Annotated in this window: 12 protein-coding genes; 6 read left to right on the top strand and 6 right to left on the bottom strand. The window is 58.8% G+C overall.

Annotated elements, in window-relative coordinates; translation table 11 throughout:
- Positions 1-94: 94 nt before the first annotated feature.
- Together KHU33_RS17975 and KHU33_RS17970 are read right to left on the bottom strand one after the other, a co-directional pair.
- Positions 95-1405: a type II toxin-antitoxin system HipA family toxin gene (locus tag KHU33_RS17975; protein ID WP_211465407.1), complete on the bottom strand. Its 1311-nt coding sequence runs from the start codon at positions 1403-1405 to the stop codon at positions 95-97.
- Complete coding sequence (locus KHU33_RS17970; protein WP_211465405.1) at positions 1402-1710, bottom strand: helix-turn-helix domain-containing protein; 309 nt, start codon at positions 1708-1710, stop codon at positions 1402-1404. The genes KHU33_RS17975 and KHU33_RS17970 overlap by 4 nt, the downstream gene beginning before the upstream one ends.
- Positions 1711-1957: 247 nt before the next feature.
- On the opposite strand from KHU33_RS17970, the gene tauA reads away from it, so the two are divergent.
- The 4 genes from tauA to KHU33_RS17950 all read left to right on the top strand — a co-directional run bounded on the left by tauA (position 1958) and on the right by KHU33_RS17950 (position 5774).
- On the top strand, positions 1958-2962 hold the full coding sequence (gene tauA / locus KHU33_RS17965; RefSeq protein WP_211465403.1) for a taurine ABC transporter substrate-binding protein: 1005 nt from the start codon (positions 1958-1960) through the stop codon (positions 2960-2962).
- A 9-nt stretch (positions 2963-2971) separates the two neighbouring features.
- Positions 2972-3781, top strand: coding sequence for a taurine ABC transporter ATP-binding protein (locus KHU33_RS17960; RefSeq protein WP_211465401.1), 810 nt, complete (start codon positions 2972-2974; stop codon positions 3779-3781).
- Entirely contained in the window at positions 3778-4704 is a 927-nt protein-coding gene (gene tauC / locus KHU33_RS17955) for a taurine ABC transporter permease TauC (protein ID WP_230414366.1), read from the top strand. The genes KHU33_RS17960 and tauC overlap by 4 nt, the downstream gene beginning before the upstream one ends.
- 116 nt (positions 4705-4820) lie before the next feature.
- On the top strand, positions 4821-5774 hold the full coding sequence (locus KHU33_RS17950; RefSeq protein ID WP_211465399.1) for an AraC family transcriptional regulator: 954 nt from the start codon (positions 4821-4823) through the stop codon (positions 5772-5774).
- A 7-nt stretch (positions 5775-5781) separates the two neighbouring features.
- On the opposite strand, the gene KHU33_RS17945 is transcribed toward KHU33_RS17950, so the two are convergent.
- The 4 genes from KHU33_RS17945 to dbpA form a co-directional block, all read right to left on the bottom strand.
- Complete coding sequence (locus KHU33_RS17945; RefSeq protein WP_211465397.1) at positions 5782-6957, bottom strand: low temperature requirement protein A; 1176 nt, start codon at positions 6955-6957, stop codon at positions 5782-5784.
- 176 nt (positions 6958-7133) lie between these two features.
- A complete protein-coding gene (locus KHU33_RS17940; protein ID WP_211465395.1) occupies positions 7134-7685 on the bottom strand; it encodes an acyl-homoserine-lactone synthase in 552 nt (183 codons plus the stop codon).
- A gap of 194 nt (positions 7686-7879) precedes the next feature.
- Positions 7880-8590 (bottom strand): autoinducer binding domain-containing protein, encoded by a 711-nt coding sequence (locus KHU33_RS17935; protein ID WP_211465393.1) that lies wholly within the window; start codon positions 8588-8590, stop codon positions 7880-7882.
- 348 nt (positions 8591-8938) lie between these two features.
- Positions 8939-10318 carry an ATP-dependent RNA helicase DbpA gene (gene dbpA / locus KHU33_RS17930; RefSeq protein WP_211465391.1) on the bottom strand — a complete coding sequence of 460 codons (1380 nt, stop codon included), beginning with the start codon at positions 10316-10318 and terminating at the stop codon, positions 8939-8941.
- A 492-nt stretch (positions 10319-10810) separates the two neighbouring features.
- On the opposite strand from dbpA, the gene KHU33_RS17925 reads away from it, so the two are divergent.
- Both KHU33_RS17925 and KHU33_RS17920 read left to right on the top strand, forming a co-directional pair.
- Complete coding sequence (locus tag KHU33_RS17925; protein WP_230414365.1) at positions 10811-12550, top strand: ShlB/FhaC/HecB family hemolysin secretion/activation protein; 1740 nt, start codon at positions 10811-10813, stop codon at positions 12548-12550.
- Between the two features lie 38 nt (positions 12551-12588).
- The coding region (locus KHU33_RS17920; RefSeq protein WP_211465388.1) for a beta strand repeat-containing protein at positions 12589-16881 on the top strand (4293 nt) is incomplete at its 3' end.

Below are 16881 nucleotides of genomic sequence, written 5' to 3'. Positions count from 1 at the left end.
TATGCGAGGGAAGGGGAGATATTAGCGGATTCTGACGATTTTTGCGGAGCAGATATTTTTTTATCGGGCGGCCATGCAAGCGGCAAACACTGTGCTAGCCACCGCCGGCTTTTGCGCTCTGCCTGGCTTGCCTTGCGCGCAAGCCGGCGATGATGCCGCGGCCCATGAAATAGTCGGTCAGCCGGTTTTTTTGATGCGGCAGCAACTGGCTGGCGGCAATCAGCTCCGGCCATGCAGCCAAGGCTTTTTTGCAGACCTCGGCGATTACCTGGCGCAGCGGCGGCTCCAGCATGCCGCTGCGGTTGGCGAAAGCGCGCAACGTGAGTGGCGACAGGAACGAACGCTTGGCCTGGCCTTCGGCAAATTTGAGGGCGTGGCCGCTGCCGTTCAGGTACACGCTATAGGCCACCACGTCATACGCCGGCGAGAATTCAATCCGGCCATCGGCCAGATAGCGGATGCCGAAATTTTTCAGGTGGGCGTCGTAATTGCCGATCAGCTCGTTGACGGTGATGCGGCGTAATAATTCATGGCAGGCAGCCTCGCCCAGCCCCGGCACCGCCTGCATCACCAGCGCCATGTCGGCATAGGTGGCGCCGGTATATTTCTTGTCCGGATCGACGCCCAGTATCTGGCAAAAATCTTCTACGTGCAGCCGGCCCGGCTGATCGCGGTCGAATCTTTGCACGGCCAGGAACTGCTGGTTTTCTCCTGTCGCATACGGGTGCTCGGCCATGATCGCGGCCAGCGGCTGCAGGCTGGCGCTGCACACGGTGACGCCGGCGGCTTGCGCCAGTTGCAAGGACAGATGCTCGACTTCCGGCAGATGGTCGTACTGCGCGGTGGGCAGCTTGCCGATGATATGGGCGTCTTTGTGGCGGGTGCGGCTGACATACCGGCCGCCTTCCTGGATCAGGGCCAGCTTCGGCTGCATGCCGGAAATCGAGACGCCATCCACCAGCGGCGCCGCTATCACGCTTTCTTCTATGGCTTCCTGGTCTTGCGTCACCAGGCGCGTCATCATGGCTCGCGTCAATTTGGTCGGGATAGCCCTGACTGCGCCCGGCAAGTCGCGGCCGCAGGCGGCCAGCAGTTCAAAATGGTTGTCTTCGGCGCAGTTGCGCTCCAGCGCGATCTGCTTGCGCAGTACGCCTTCAGGCAATAAGTTCTGGAAGAAGGCCGGTAACCGCATCTGGCCGGGCGAGTTGAAAATAGCCGCCAGCGGATTGAGCAGCAAAGCCATGTCCTGTTGCGGCGTGGCGGCCCGCATCGAGAGCGACAAGGTGGGGCGCTGCGGATCCTGGGCATAGGCCGGGTCGACCTGGAAGCGCACCATGTCGCCGTATTGGAACAAGACGCCGGCCTGGCGCTCTGCGACAAAGATATCCAATGCGCTCAGGTTCATTTGCGGTCTCCGTGATTGTCCCCCTTGTGCGCCAGCGCTGCGGCTACCAGGCTTTGCACTTCTTCTTCAGCAGGCGATTTTGCTGCAATCGAGGACGCCACTGCTTTGGGCAGCAGCATCACTTCCAGCCCCAGTTGATCGGCAATCGTCATCAGAGTGCTGAGACGGGGGTCGTTCTTGCCGGCCAGAACGCCGCGTATCGTTACCGCCGTCAGGCCGCTGTTGCGGCTCATGGCGATGACCGGCAACGCCAAGCGGTCTTTGGCTTGGCGCAGAGTGGCGGAGAGTTCGCTCAGAGTTTTCATGGGAGTTAATAAACTATCTTTTATGGATTTAAGAATAGTATAGTATCTTTTTTGAAAAGGATAGTTAACTATCTTATTTATTAAGAAGGATATTTAACTATCCTATTTGTAGCAGGGTACCCGGCAAAAACCATATATACATTGCTGAAAACCTTCGTTTTGCAAGTTGTGTGAATCGATTAACTTGGCGTTAAAGAAAGCCTTAACGTCATTTATTTAATTCAATTCAATCACCACGAGGGTTTGCATGATTGCCAATATTTTCAAACGTTTGCCAATCCTGGCGGCAGCTTCGATCATCAGCGTGCTGGCCAATCAAGCATGGTCAGCCGAACAGGAAGTCAATATTGCCTACCAGACGGTGGTCGAGCCGGCCAAAGTGGCTCAGGCCGATGGTGCCTATGAAAAGGCCAGCGGCTGGAAAATCAACTGGAAAAAATTCGATAGCGGCGCTGACGTGATTACTGCGGTAGCGTCCGGCGACGTCCAGGTCGGTTATGTCGGCAGCAGCCCCTTGGCCGCCGCCGCGACCCGCGAGCTGCCGATAGAAACCATCTTGATCGCGGCGCAGATCGGCCAGGCTGAAGCGCTGGTGGTGCGCAATGGCAGCAGCATCAAGACGGCGCAAGACCTGATCGGCAAAAAGATTGCCGTGCCTTTCGTTTCGACTACCCACTATAGCCTGCTGGCAGCGCTCAAGCACTGGGGCATTCCGCCAGCCAAGGTGCAGATCCTGAATCTGCGGCCGCAGGAAATTACCGCCGCATGGCAGCGCGGCGATATCGATGCGGCCTATGTCTGGGATCCGGCGCTGGGCAAGGTCAAGGAATCCGGCAAGGTGCTGACCAACTCGGCCGAGGTAGCCAAGTGGGGCGCGCCGACTTTCGACGCCTGGATCGTGCGCAAGGATTTTGCGCAAAAGCATCCCGATTTCGTGACGGCTTTCGTCAAAGTCACCGGTAAAGCCTATGCCGATTACCGCAGCCATGGCGCAGACTGGAAAGCCGGTTCGCCGCAATTCGAAAAAATTGCACGCCTGACGGCCGCCAAGCAGACCGATATTGCCGAGCTGCTGGCCGGCAGCGGTTTTCCTACGTTGAGCGAGCAGGAGCAGTTGTTGAGCCGGTCCACAGTCAAGGCGCTGGCGGCGACTTCCGGCTTCCTGCTAGAGCAAAAGAAAGTGGAACGCGTATTGCCGGACTATCAACCCTATGTCAATCCGGCGTTTGCCAAGCAAGCCGCGCTTCAGTAAGGGTGCCGGATGATCCGTTTACATGCGGTAAGTGTGGTGTATCCGAGCACAGACCGAGACCGGCCGCTCGAAGTCTTGCGCGATCTGTCGCTGGATTTGCACGATGGCCGGTTGACGGTGGTGATCGGTGCATCGGGTTGCGGCAAGACCACCTTGCTGAATCTGATTGCCGGTTTTTTAGAGCCCAGCTCGGGGTTCGCCAGTATCGACAATGTGCCGATTACCGGGCCGGGCGCCGAACGCGGCGTCGTGTTCCAGAGCGATACCTTGCTGCCCTGGCAAACGGTGCAAGAGAATGTCGCGTTCGGGCTGCGCCTGGCCGGACAGCCGGCGCAACAGCGGCATGCCAAAGCGCGTGAATACCTGGCGCTGACCGGGCTCCAGGATTACGCCAATGCCGCCATCTGGGAACTGTCCGGCGGCATGCGCCAGCGCGTTAGCCTGGCGCGCGCACTGGCGGTGGATCCGCGCTTCCTGTTGCTGGATGAGCCGTTGGGCGCGCTGGACGCCCTGACGCGCGAACAAATGCAGGAGCATCTGCTGCAGGTCTGGAAAGCCTCTGGAAAAGGCATTTTCATGATCACCCATAGCGTTGAAGAAGCCTTGTTCCTGGCGACCGATCTGGTGTTGCTGCGGGCGCGGCCGGGGCGGGTCGAAAGTGTGCGTCAGCTTGCATTCGGGGCGCGTTTTGCCGCCGGCGAATCGGCGCGCAGCATCAAATCCGATCCGCGTTTCGTCAGCCTGCGCGAGGAAATCCTGGCGCAACTGCTGCATCCGCAAGCACAGCACGATTCTGGATTGGAAGAGGCGCTGGCATGAGCGAGTTATCCGTCACGTTTTCGCCGCTTGAATATGACCTTTCGCAGGATTCGTTGCCGCAGGAACTTACCCAAAACGCGGCGTCGCCATTGTTGTCAGAGCCAGCGGCAGCTGCCGCCCGGCAGCGGCGGAGAGTGCCGAAAGCCAAGGCCGGATACGCCATTTCCGAGCGCGGCATCACCCTGCTGACGGTGGCGGCTTTGCTGGGTTTGTGGTGGCTGGTCAGCGCTCTGGCGCTGCTGCCGCCGCTGTTCCTGCCGTCGCCGCTGGCGGTATTGCAAAAATTCAAGGCGGTGGCGCTCGACGGTTTTGTCGACGCCACATTGTGGCAACACGCCGTCACCAGCGTCGCCCGGGTATTTGCGGCATTGCTGCTGGCGCTCGTCAGCGCTATTCCGGTCGGCGTCCTGATCGGCTTGAGCCGCCGCGCGCGTGCGGTATTCGATCCCTTGATCGAGTTTTACCGGCCGATCCCGCCCCTGGCTTATCTGCCGTTGATCGTGATCTGGTTTGGCATCGGCGAACTGTCCAAGGTGCTGCTGATCTACCTGGCGATTTTCGCACCGCTGGCGATTGCCACCCTGCACGGCGTGCGCCGCGTCGATCAAAACCGCTTGCGGGCGGCGCAGACGCTGGGCGCTTCGGGTTGGCAACTGATCCGTTTCGTGATCCTGCCGTCGGCCGTGCCCGACATACTGACCGGAATCCGGATCGGCCTCGGCGTCGGCTGGTCGACCTTGGTCGCGGCGGAGCTGATCGCGGCTACGCGCGGCCTGGGTTTCATGATCCAGTCGGCGGCGCAGTTCCTGGTAACCGATGTCGTGATCATGGGGATTCTGGTGATTGCCTTGATTGCTTCGGGGTTTGAATATGGGTTGCGTTGGCTGCAACGCAAATACGTGCCGTGGGAAGGCCGGGCATAGCCGCTTAGTCCCGATTTCTTGCACAATCCTCCAAATGTATGGCCCGGCGGCGCCGCATCTGATCGAAAAATAGTAGACTCGATCAAACTTGCAATACGCGGAAAACGAGGCCGGAAATGACAGATTCAGGATCAATCCAGGGGAACGGCGGCGACCATGCGGTATCGCTGCAGCAGATCGAGCTGGCGCGCCTGATTGCGCAATACGCCGCTACCGACGGCATACACCAGACGGCGATCGCGCCACTCTACCTGGCGCGGCTGTCGCAACCCTCGGCGCCTACCCATGCCTTGCATAAGCCGGCCTTGTGCATCATCGCCCAGGGGCAGAAGCAAGCGATGCTGGCCGACGAAGTCTATATTTATAATCCCGCCCAATATCTGGTGGTCTCGGTTGACTTGCCGGTGACGGGGCATGTGACGCAAGCCACGCCGGAGCAGCCTTATCTGAGCCTGCGGCTGGATCTTGATCCGAAGGAGATAGGCGATCTGATCATGGCGGGTGAGGGGCACGCAAAAAAATCTGATCTGCCGGCGCGCGGCATGTCTGTCAGCAAGGCTAATTCCAATCTGCTGGATGCGGTGCTGCGCCTGATGCAATTGCTGGCGACGCCGCGGGACATCGCAGTGCTGGCGCCGCTGGCGATACGGGAAATCCTGTACCGGCTGTTGCAGGACGAGCAGGGCGGCATGTTGCAGCAGATCGCCATGTCCGACAGCCAGGCGCAACACGTGGTCAAGGCGATCGAATTGATCAAGCGCGACTACCGGCTGCCGTTGCGGATAGAAAACCTGGCGCGCGAAGCGAATATGAGTTCATCCTCGCTGCATCATCATTTCAAGGCGGTGACGGCGATGACGCCTTTGCAATATCAGAAGCAACTCAGGCTGCAAGAGGCGCGCCGCCTGTTGTTTACCCAGGTCGGCGACGCCGCCACGGCGGGGCATCTGGTCGGCTATGAAAGCCCCTCGCAATTCAGCCGCGAGTACAACCGCATGTTTGGCTCGCCGCCGGCGCGCGATGTTGCGCGCTTACGTGCGACCGGCGCCGCCGTCGGCAATCTGGCCTGAGCCCGGTTTATTCAGCACGCAGCATGCGGCGCCGTGAAACGCTTTCCTGGGTCGCCGCGACGATCAGTATCGCGGTGGTCAGGCCGGCAATCATCAGCTGGTCGGTGTAATAGGCGAACGGGATCAATATCGCCAGCGCCGTCAGCCCGAGCACATGAGAAAACGGAAACAGGCGGTAGACCACGGTCTTGTATAGGCCGTTGCCGAACAGATAAACCATCGGCCCGCCGATCAGCACCGCCAGCGATTTTGTAGCGATATGTCCGGCCGGATGGGCGATCGCCAGCTCGTTGCCTACCGCGCTGATAATCACGCCGGCAACGATGATGACGTGGGTGTAGTGGAAATAAGCGCCTATGCGTCCCGGATCTTTCGAACGCACGATGGCTTCGGTGCCGGCCTGGCTGCTGGTGTCGAAATAAATCCACCACATCGCCAGGCTGCCGAGGAAGGCCACCAGGAAGGCGATCAGGGTCGGCGCCTCCCAGTGCGCCATATGGCTGATGGTGGCGCCGGTTACCAGGATCGATTCGCCCAGCGCCACGATCACGAACAACTGGCAGCGTTCGGCCATATGGCCGCCCTCTATGGTCCATTCCTGTGTCCGGGAGCGGCCCATGCCGGGCAGCCACAGGCCGATCATCGGCGACAGGTATTCGCAGGCCACCGCCAGCATCCAGAAGCAGAGCCGGTAATTGCCCGCCGACAGGCCGCCGGCAATCCAGAATGCGCCCGAGATGCACAGCCAGCCGAGCATGCGCTGGAAGTTTTTGCTCAAGGCATGGCGGCGTCCCAGATGGAATACCACAAACAGGGTGCGGCCGATCTGCATGCTGGCGTAGCACGCCGCAAAAATCAGGCCGCGTTCGCCAAACGCATCCGGCAATACCGCCGACATCACCAGGCTGACCAGCATGATGGCGAACAGCAGCAACCTGATCGGCATGGTGTCCGGGTCAAACCAGTTGGTTACCCAGCAGGTGTATTGCCACACCAGCCAGACCGCAAACCACAGGACCAGGGTTTGGAAAGCCCCCAGAGCCGTGAGGTTTTCCAGCAAATGATGCGACAGCTGGGTAACCGCAAAAACATACACCAGGTCAAAAAACAGTTCGACCGACAGCACCTTGGCTTCGTGGCCGTCGCGTGCGCGCAGTAGATTGGCTTTGCCCCAGATGCTCATTCTTGTTTTCCCTTATCGTGCATGGACGTTGCCGTTCACGATAAAGGAGGTTTCTGTTGCGTGTCAATCGCCGGCGGCGGGGCCGGCGCGGGTCTTGAGGATGATTGATTGTGCAGCGGACCGGCAATCGCCTGGCTGCCGTAAAGCCAAAGACGGGCGTTGTTATTGGGCGTTGTTCATACGTCGATCAGGCAGGCAAAAATGCGATGGCCGTCGATCAGCATGGGCGGCCCTGAGCGATGCGCTTTGAAACCTCCTCGCTGCAACCAGCGTTCAATCCCAATCGGCGAGACGGTGATCAGATGTTTGGCGCCGCGTCTTGCGGCACAGTCTATCGAGGCTTGCAACAGCTGGTAGCCATTCGATGCAGATACCTGCCCCAGCGGCGAGTCGTTTTTCTTGCTGAAATCCACCGCCGCAAAGCGCGACAGCTCCCACACTTCGCTGGTGCAGGGCGGCGCCGCGCCTTTGAGCAATTGCGGAAATACCTCGCTCAGCAGATACGGCTGGCTGGTTGGCAGCAAGCGGGCGCAACCGTTTATTTCGCCATGCTTATCTTGCGCCACAACGTAAATCGTGTCGGCGTGATCGAACTGGTCCAGTTCTGCGCCATCTTTGGTTTCCAGTTTCCATTGCAAGGTTTCGACGAAAACCTTGTGGCGATAACTGGAGATTTTCGCAAACAATTCGCTTGACAGATCGGCCGCGGCCCCGGAAATGACGTTCATCAATAGTGTCCTTCTTAATCAGTGTTAGTGAATTAATTCTCAAATGCATGGGGCGCTTGACGTAACTGTCAAGGTTTACAGGTAGCCCTGCGGCGGCGGATGGGATGGCGCTGAGGATAAAAAAAATCCGGCAAGGCCGGATTGATTGGATGTATGGCGGATTGGGGCGGCGCTTGAACAAGCGCCGGCTGCAGTTATAAGATGCCGAGCCTCACTGCTTTGATTGCCGCTGCGGTCTTATTGGTTGCATTGAGTTTTTTCAAGGTGTTAGAGATGTGGAAATTCACCGTACGATCGGAAATGTTCATGATCTCGCTGACTTCGCCCGAAGTCTTGCCGTCGGCAGTCCAGCGCAGCACTTCGATTTCCCGCTCGGTTAACTGGGTGGCGGCTTCCGGCATGTGTTTCTCGATCAACAGCTGCGACAAGCCCTCATGCGCAACCCCTACCAGCCATGCCAGTTTGAGAGAGATTTCACGCAACTCCTTGTGCGATACGCTGTCATTCGAACGCGACAGGTTGAGCAAGCCGGAGATGCCTTTTGCGTCATAGCAGGATTGCGCCCAGCCCGCGTGCAAGCCGTGCGCGCGGGCGTCTTCCCAGAATGGGCGGTTGCTGGCGACATGCTTGTCGGACCAGACCATGGGCAGGTTCGATTGCCTGCCATGCGCCACGGTGGGATCGACTTTCTGATAGCGTTCTTGCTGGTAGCGTTGCTGCCAGCTTGAGGAGTAATTATTCAAGCTGACCACTTTGGGCTCGGCCACCGGCCATGGCAAGCGCATATCGTAAGCGCAGTAGTCGAAGCCCAGTTGTTTGGCGACTCCGGACAAGGCGTCAAAAAAAACTGGCGCGGATTTCGCGCTCAGCATGGATTGCATTTGTTGCTCTTGCCAGTTAAACATACCTGCACTCCCGTAAAAAATGTGTGTTTTTCATGGAAGGAAATTCTTTTCTTATGCCGCAAAACCGGTGTCAGATGACCATCAAGGAAGGATGGTTCCTTCGTTTATGGTGAACTGACTGATGAACTGACAAACGGTGTTGCAACATCACATCAGCTAGCATTTGGAATCGCAAGGTGTATGCCTTTTTTGTCTTCAGTTGCAGCGCGGGACCCCGGGTCTCCGCACACGCAAAAAGGTTTCCATTAAGAAATTTAACACACTTTCGCCGCTGCGCGCATCGAGTTAACATACAAAAACGATTATTGATATGCTCACATATGTGATGCTAGCCGTCGGCGTCTGGATTTAAATAAACCGCATCTTAAAGTTCTTGCCCTTGATACTGCCGTTGCTTAAGCGGCTGAACGCCTGCTTGGCAATTCGCTTATCCAGCGCCACATAGGTGACGAATTCAAATACGCTGATCTTGCCGACCTGTTCCTTGCTCAAGCCGACGTCACCGGTCAGTGCGCCTAATAAATCGCCCGGCCGCAGCTTGTCTTTCTTGCCGCCCATGATGCATAGCGTCAGCATGGGGGCGGTCAAAGGCTCGCCGTCGGCCGGCTCCAGCGCCGCCAGGTCGAACCAGCTGACCGGTCCTTGCTGGTAGTCCTCGATCAGCTTGACCCATTTCTTTTCATTCGGTGCGCACAAGCTCAGCGCCAATCCGCGCTCCAGGCCACGGCCGGTGCGGCCGACGCGGTGGATGTGGACTTCGGTATCCTTGGAAACATCGACATTGATGACCGCGCCCAGGGTCTGGATATCCAGCCCGCGGGCGGCAACGTCGGTGGCGACCAGCACCGAGCAGCTTTGGTTGGCGAAGCGCACCAGAATCTCGTCGCGTTCGCGTTGTTCCAGTTCGCCGTACAGCGCCAGCGCACTGAAACCCTGGGCACGCAATTCATCGGCCAGTTCGCGGCAATGGATCTTGGTGTTGCAAAAGGCGATGGTCGAGACTGGCTTATAGTGATTCAGCAACTGCGCCACCGCCGCGTTGCGGCCTTCGTAGGAGACTTCGTAAAAGCGCTGCTCGATGCGGCCGGTATCATGCTGCGCTTCAACCTTGACTTCGACCGCATCACGCAGGAATTCGGCGCTGGCTTTGCGGATGTTGTCCGGATAGGTCGCGGAAAACAGCAAGGTCTGGCGGCGTGCCGGGCAAGCGCTGACGATGCCCGAGATTTCTTCGTAAAAACCCATGTCGACCATGCGGTCGGCTTCATCCAGCACCAGCGTTTGCACCGTGTTCAGGTTGATGCTGCCACGGCCGATGTGATCGCGGATACGCCCCGGCGTGCCGACGATGATATGCGCGCCATGCTCCAGCGAACCGATCTGCGGCCCCATCGGCGTACCGCCGCACAAGGTCAGGATCTTGACGTTGTCGGCAAACCGCGCCAGTCGCCGCAGCTCCTTGGCGACCTGGTCCGCCAGTTCACGCGTAGGGCACAGCACCAGCGCCTGGATCGCAAAATAGCTGGGATTGAGTTTGTGCAGGATGCCGATGCCGAAGGCGGCCGTCTTGCCGCTGCCGGTCTTGGCCTGGGCGATCAGATCGCGCCGCTCCAGGATTACCGGCAGACTGTGCGCCTGGATCACGGTCATTTCGTGATAGCCGAGACTGTCCAGGTTGCTGAGTAACGCCGGCGCCAGCGGGAGGGTGGAGAATGAGGAAGTTTTCACGATGAGGTTGTCGCCAGCTTAAAGGGGGAGGGAAGTCTAACAGGTGGGCGGGCTTAGGGCCAGGATGACGTGCTTGTTGGACTTCCGAAGCAGAACATCGAGCCCCCCGAAGCAGGATGCCGAGCTTTCGATACAGGATAAGGGGGCTTTTACCGGACATGGTCCGGCGCTTTTAAGTCTTAACTTATTGTCAATTGCACATTTTTGCGGCAATAATCAAAGTTATTGTCAATCGATTAATAAACCCCGCCAAGCGTAGCCGTTACCTTGCCTTTTTGATGCCAATTAGCCACAAATGTGTCAAAGATTGCAAAGTAGTCCATGTTTCTGGGAATTCCCGTAGGAAAACATGATGGCACTTTGTAAAATCGCGCCTCGGGGAAATAATAAAGAAGGCAACACATGGGGAAGTACACCTTATCCAACCAAGGTGGTGGGAGTTTATCGACTTTAGCAAGGGGAGCGGGTGTCAGTCTGTTATTGGCAACAGTCATGTACGACGGCTTGGCGCAAACGATCCAGCCGCCTGACCTTGAAGAACTGCGTCGTCGTGACCCCAGTGTGCAAACGCCGTCGAGCGAAGAGCAGCGGCGTCGTAATCAGGCCGATTTGCAGGAACGCCAGCGGCAGTTGCAAGCGCCGAACGTCAGTCTGGAAGACAAGGCAGTCGCAGAGGCGCTCGACGGCCTGAGCCTGCCCAGCGAATCGCCATGCTTTCCGATCCGCCAGTTCGTCCTCGATGTCCCGTCGCAATTGCCGCCGGCGATCCGCGCTGCCGGTGCGAGCGATTTGCCGTTTGATCATTTCCGCTTTGCCCAGGATTACCTGCGGCAGTACAACGGCGCCTGTATCGGCAAGGCCGGCCTGGACTTGATCGTCAAGCGTCTGACCAATCTGATGTTGAAGCGCGGCTATAGCACCACGCGGCTTGGCATTCCCGAGCAGGATCTCTCCAGCGGTGTGCTGAAACTGGTGCTGGTGCCGGGTGTGATTCGCGCGATTCGCTTTGCCGATCCGACCCTCTACGGCACCTGGCGCAATGCTTTCCCCACCGGCCCCGGCAACTTGCTCAACCTGCGCGATCTGGAACAGGGGTTAGAGCAGATGAAGCGTATCCCCAGCCAGGATGTCAACATGGAAGTCGTCCCCGGCGAAATGCCCGGCGAGAGCGACGTGGTCATTACGGTCAAGCGCGGCAAACCGTGGAAGCTGACCGGCACCCTGGACGACAGCGGCGCGAAAGGCACCGGCAAGCTGCAGGCCGGACTCAATCTGGCCGTGGATAATCCGCTCGGTTTGAATGATCTGTTCAACATTGGCGTGAGCACCGATGCGGATCGCAAAGCGGGTCAGCGCGGCACCAGCGGCAACAATGTCTATTACGCCGTCCCTGCCGGCTACTGGAATTTTGCGATCTCGGCAAGCAGCTATGACTACCACCACAAAATTGCGGGAGCCAACGAGACCTTTGTTTCCAGCGGCAAGTCGCGCAACTTGGAACTCAAAATTGCGCAATTATTCCAGCGCGATCAGGCGCAAAAGAATAGCTGGCAATTCAGAGTTGGCAAGCGCTGGAACCATGCCTACATCGCGGATACCGAAATCGCGGTGCAGGAGCGTGACACCACCTTCGCCGAACTGGCCTGGGTGCACACCCAGTACATCGGTAGCGCCCAACTTGATCTGACGGTGGCCAATAAATGGGGTGTCAACTGGTTCAATGGGCAAACCTATGCCAAGAATGTGCTGGGTCAGGAAGATCCGAGCACCAACAATTTGCACTACAGCTTGCAGACGGTGGATGCCACACTAAGCCTGCCGTTCCATATCGCTAGTCAACCGTTGACCTATATCGGCACCTTCCGTGGGCAGACCACCCGTTCGCGGCTGTATCTGGCGGACCAATTCAGCTTTGGCAATCGCTACACCGTGCGCGGCTTTGACGGTGAACTGACCCTGGCCGCCGAGCGCGGCTTTTATCTGCGCAATGAACTGAACCTGCCGCTTGCCAGCAGCGGGCAGTCGGCTTATGTCGGCCTGGATTATGGCCAGGTGTACGGCCCCAGCGTTGCCAACCTGCTCGGCAACAAGCTGGCGGGGGCCACGGTCGGTGTGCGAGGTGGTTTGTTCGGTCTGAGTTACGACGTATTTTCCAGTTGGTCACTGGTCAAGCCACAAGGTTTCAAGACCGCGACGCCGGCAGTTGGTTTCAGTCTCGCCTATCAATATTAATCGCCATATAAATACTATTTCCCCGGATCGGAAGAACGATGAACTCGCAAGCTTACCGCGTCATTTTTAGCAAGCAACGTAATGCCTTGGTGGTTGTGGCAGAGAACGTTTCCAATCAAACTAAGGGGAGTGGTAGTCAGGTCACTAGCACCGGGGCAGCTAGTTCGCCATTGATGCGCCTGGTGCATTTGGGGGTGGCCATTGCGGCACTGTTTGGCGGCGTGACGTTCGTGCAGGCCCAGATCGTGGCCGATCCCAATGCCGGCAGCCACCGGCCGACAGTCACGCAAACCGCCAGCGGTATTCCTTTAGTGAATATCGTCGCGCCGAGCAACGCAGGTGTATCACACAATCTGTACAACCAGCTCTCGGTCGGCAGCGCGGGCGCCATCCTCAACAATTCACCCACTATAGTCACCACCCAACAAGCGGGGTATGTTTCTGGAAATCCCAATCTCACGCCAGGCAACGCGGCGCGGATTATCTTGAACGAAGTGACGGGCACGAGCCGCTCCCAATTGAATGGTTATATCGAAGTGGCGGGCCAACGTGCTGAGGTCATCGTCGCTAATCCGAACGGGATTTCCGTTTCAGGAGGCGGATTTATCAACACCTCGCGTGGGGTCTTGACGACCGGTACGCCAGTCTTCGGCGGCGACGGCAGCTTGAGTGGATTTCGCGTAACAGGTGGCGATATCCAGATCGGCAGCGGCGGACTTAATGCCGCCAATACCGATCAGTTAGATTTAATTTCAAGAAGCGTTGCTGTGAACGGCCAGTTGTGGGCCAATCAACTCAACGTCATCACTGGCACTAACCAGGTCAATTATAGCGATTTGGGTGTGCAGCTCATCTCGGGGGACAACAACAAGCCAACGGTCAGTATCGATGTGGCCCAACTGGGCGGCATGTATGCGAATAAAATTCGTCTGATCGGCAGCGAAGCCGGCGTCGGTGTGGTGAGCCTCGGTAACATCGCTGCGCAAGCCGGGGATTTAAATATCGACAACCAAGGCAAGGTCACGCTGAACGGCAAGACCAATGCCAGCGGTTCGGTGCGGATTGTCGGCAACGACGGTATCACAAATTCTGGCGCGCTCTATGGCCAGCAGGCGGTGCAACTGTACAGCGCCGGCCAGATCGCCAACAGCGGCACGGTCGCAGCGCAAAGTGACCTGACGTTGTTTAGCGGTTCGATCAATTCGACCGGCGTTCTCGGCGCCGGTATCGATGCCAACAGCCACGCTACGCAGCCGGGCAGCATCAGCATGACGGCCGCCGGCGCGATCAGCGCCACCGGCCAGAATACGGCGACCAATAATATCGACGTCAATGGCGCGAGCGTAACCCTGGCCCATGCGCAAACCAGCGCTGGCGGCCATATCGGTTTGGCGGCCCGTGCCGGCGACATCGATCTGACCGGCGGTACGCTGCAAGCAGCAGGCGTGGCCGGCATGAATGCTGTTGGCGCCATCATCAATGATCAAGGCAACGCCAATGCGGCGCAACTGACGACCGCTTCCGCCAGTTTGTCGAATGTCGGCGGCACTCTCGCCCAGTCAGGCACCGGCGACACCAGTATCACGACGACAGGTTTGATCAATAACAACGCGGGAACCATCACCACCAACGCCCAGAATCTGACGATGACGTCGGGCAGCTTGGACAATACGAGCGGTCAAATCAACCACGCGGGTTCCGGCGCCGCCGCCATCCAGAGCGGCGCTGTGACGAACGCGCAAGGATCGATTGCCAGCAACGGGCAAATCAATCTGCATGCCGCCAGCCTGAACAACCAAAGCGGGTCATTGACCTCGGTGCAGCAAACCACCGTGTCCGTGAACGGCGATGTCGCCAATGGACACGGCGTCATCCAGTCCAGCGCAGCATTGGCTCTGACTGCCAACAATGTCGACAATACGGCCGGCAGCATCAAATCGTTGAATGCCGATGGTCTTACCTTGCAGGCCAACGGTCAGCTCACCAATGCGGCGGCTGGCGTCATCGGCGGCAACGGCAACGTCGCGGTGTCCGCAGGATCGGTCGTCAACAGCAGTAGCATCACCGCTGCCCAAAATCTGACCGTTGCTGCTGCGCAGACATTGGACAATTCCTCCGGCACGCTGGCTGCCGGCGGTGCCGTCAACAGTTCAGCCGGATCGACGCTGACCAACAATGCCGGCACCATTGCCGGCTCCCAGGTCAATCTGCACGCGCACGACATCGCCAATCGATCCGGCCTCATCTCGCAAAGCGGCACAGCCGCGATGACGGTGCAGACCGCAGGCGCCTTGGACAATACCCACGGCACGCTGACGACCAATGCCCAGGACTTGACGATCACGTCCGGCAACCTGGACAACACCGCCGGCCGCATCAGTCATGCCGGATCCGGTACGACCTCCATACAAAGCGGCGCCGTCACGAACGCACAAGGCGGTATTGCCAGCAACGGCCAAGTCACGATGACAGCCGCCAGCCTGAACAACCAGGGCGGCCAGATCATCGCAGCAGGGATCGAGAAGATCAATGTTGCCGGAGCTGTGTCGAATAACCAGGGGACGTTGCAATCCGGTGCGGCGCTGACAGTCACCGGCGGCAATATCGACAATACCGCCGGCAATATCAAATCTCTCAATACCGATGGCCTGACGCTCACAGCCAGCGGCCAGCTCACCAATGCGGCGGCAGGTGTCATCGGCGGCAATGGCAACGTCGCTGTGTCGGCTGGATCGCTCGTCAATAGCAGCACGATTTCCGCCGCGCAGAATCTGACGGTTGCGACCACGCAGGCGCTGGACAATTCCTCCGGCAGCTTAGCTGCCGGCGCTGTCCTGGATGCTTCTGCCGGAACGGCGCTGACCAATAACGCGGGCACCATTGCCGCGACCCAGGTCGCTCTTCACGCGCACGATATTGCGAATCAATCCGGGCTGATCTCGCAAAGCGGGGCGGCGGCGATGACGGTGCAAGCCGCAGGCGCGTTCGACAATTCGCACGGTACATTGCAGAGCAACGCCACCGATCTGACGCTCGCGACAGGTAGCCTGACCAACGACAGCGGCGCCATCTCCCAGGCCGCAGCCGGCACGCTGCACATCGCCACCGGCACGCTGTCGAATCAGCACGGTGCGATAGCGACCAATGGCGCGGCCGGCATCACTGCTGGTGCGACGATCAATAGCGGCAGCATCAGCGCGCAACAGACACTGAATCTGACGGCCAGTTCGCTCAACAATAATAGCGGCACTCTCGGCTCGAACGGGGCCATGACGGTCAATGCCGGATCTCAACTGACCAACAGCGGCGGCACGATCCAGGCAGGTTCCACGACAAGTCCAGCCAGCGCCACCATCACGGCGGCCACACTCGACAACAGCGGCGGCACCTTGGGCGCCGGCACGATTGACCTGGAGGCCGGCACGCTCAAGAATGCCGCCGGCCAGATCATCCAGAACGATACCAACGGCACAGCCACGATGAACGTCTCGCAGTTGCTCGACAACAGTCACGGCATGATCGGTGTGCTGGCCCGCAATCTGACCCTCGCGCCGGCGGTACTGACCAACGACAGCGGTTCTATCGCCCATATGGGCACTGGCGCGTTGACGGTGAACACCGGCGCCTTGTCGAATAACGGCGGCGTGCTGGGCACCAATGGCGCGGGGACGATCACGGCCGGTTCCATCGCGAACCAGGGCGGCAAGCTGACCGCCGTGGGTAATGAATCGGTCACCAGCACGTCCGCTATCGACAACAGCCAGGGCGGCTACATCGGCGGTGCAGCAGTGACCGTCGATGCAGTTGCCGGTCAAGTCAATAACCAGGGCGGCACCATCGAAGGGGCGACGGCTGGCGCCACCGTCAACGCACAGTCGGTCAATAACGCTGCCGGTAAAATCCAGAATCTGGGTACCGGCGCTGTTGCCGTGAATGTCGCGCAGGCATTGAATAATGCGGCGGGCAGCATCAGCGGTAAAGGCAATGTGACGGCAGCGGCCGGCAGCATCGGCAATATCGGTGGTGCTATTGGCGCGCTCGGCGATCTCACGGTGTCTTCCGCCAGCACACTCGACAACACCAATGGCGCCATGGAAGCGATGGGCAATGTCGCTACGATAGCGCAGGGCGCATTGACCAACGTCGGCGGCAAGATCGAAGCCTTGGGCAACAACGGTCAACTGCAGGTATCCGGCAGTACGGTCGACAACACCAACGGTAAAATCATCAATGTCGGCAATGGATTGACTACCGTTGCCGCATCCGCCTCGATCACCAATGCCAATCCGTCCGCCGTCACCGGCTCCGGGCTGATCGGCGGTACTGGCGAT

The organism is Collimonas silvisoli, assembly GCF_018305005.1.
Lineage (GTDB): Bacteria > Pseudomonadota > Gammaproteobacteria > Burkholderiales > Burkholderiaceae_D > Collimonas > Collimonas silvisoli.
Note: the sequence above shows the minus strand (reverse complement) of the source record. Positions and strands in the feature narration are given on the sequence as shown.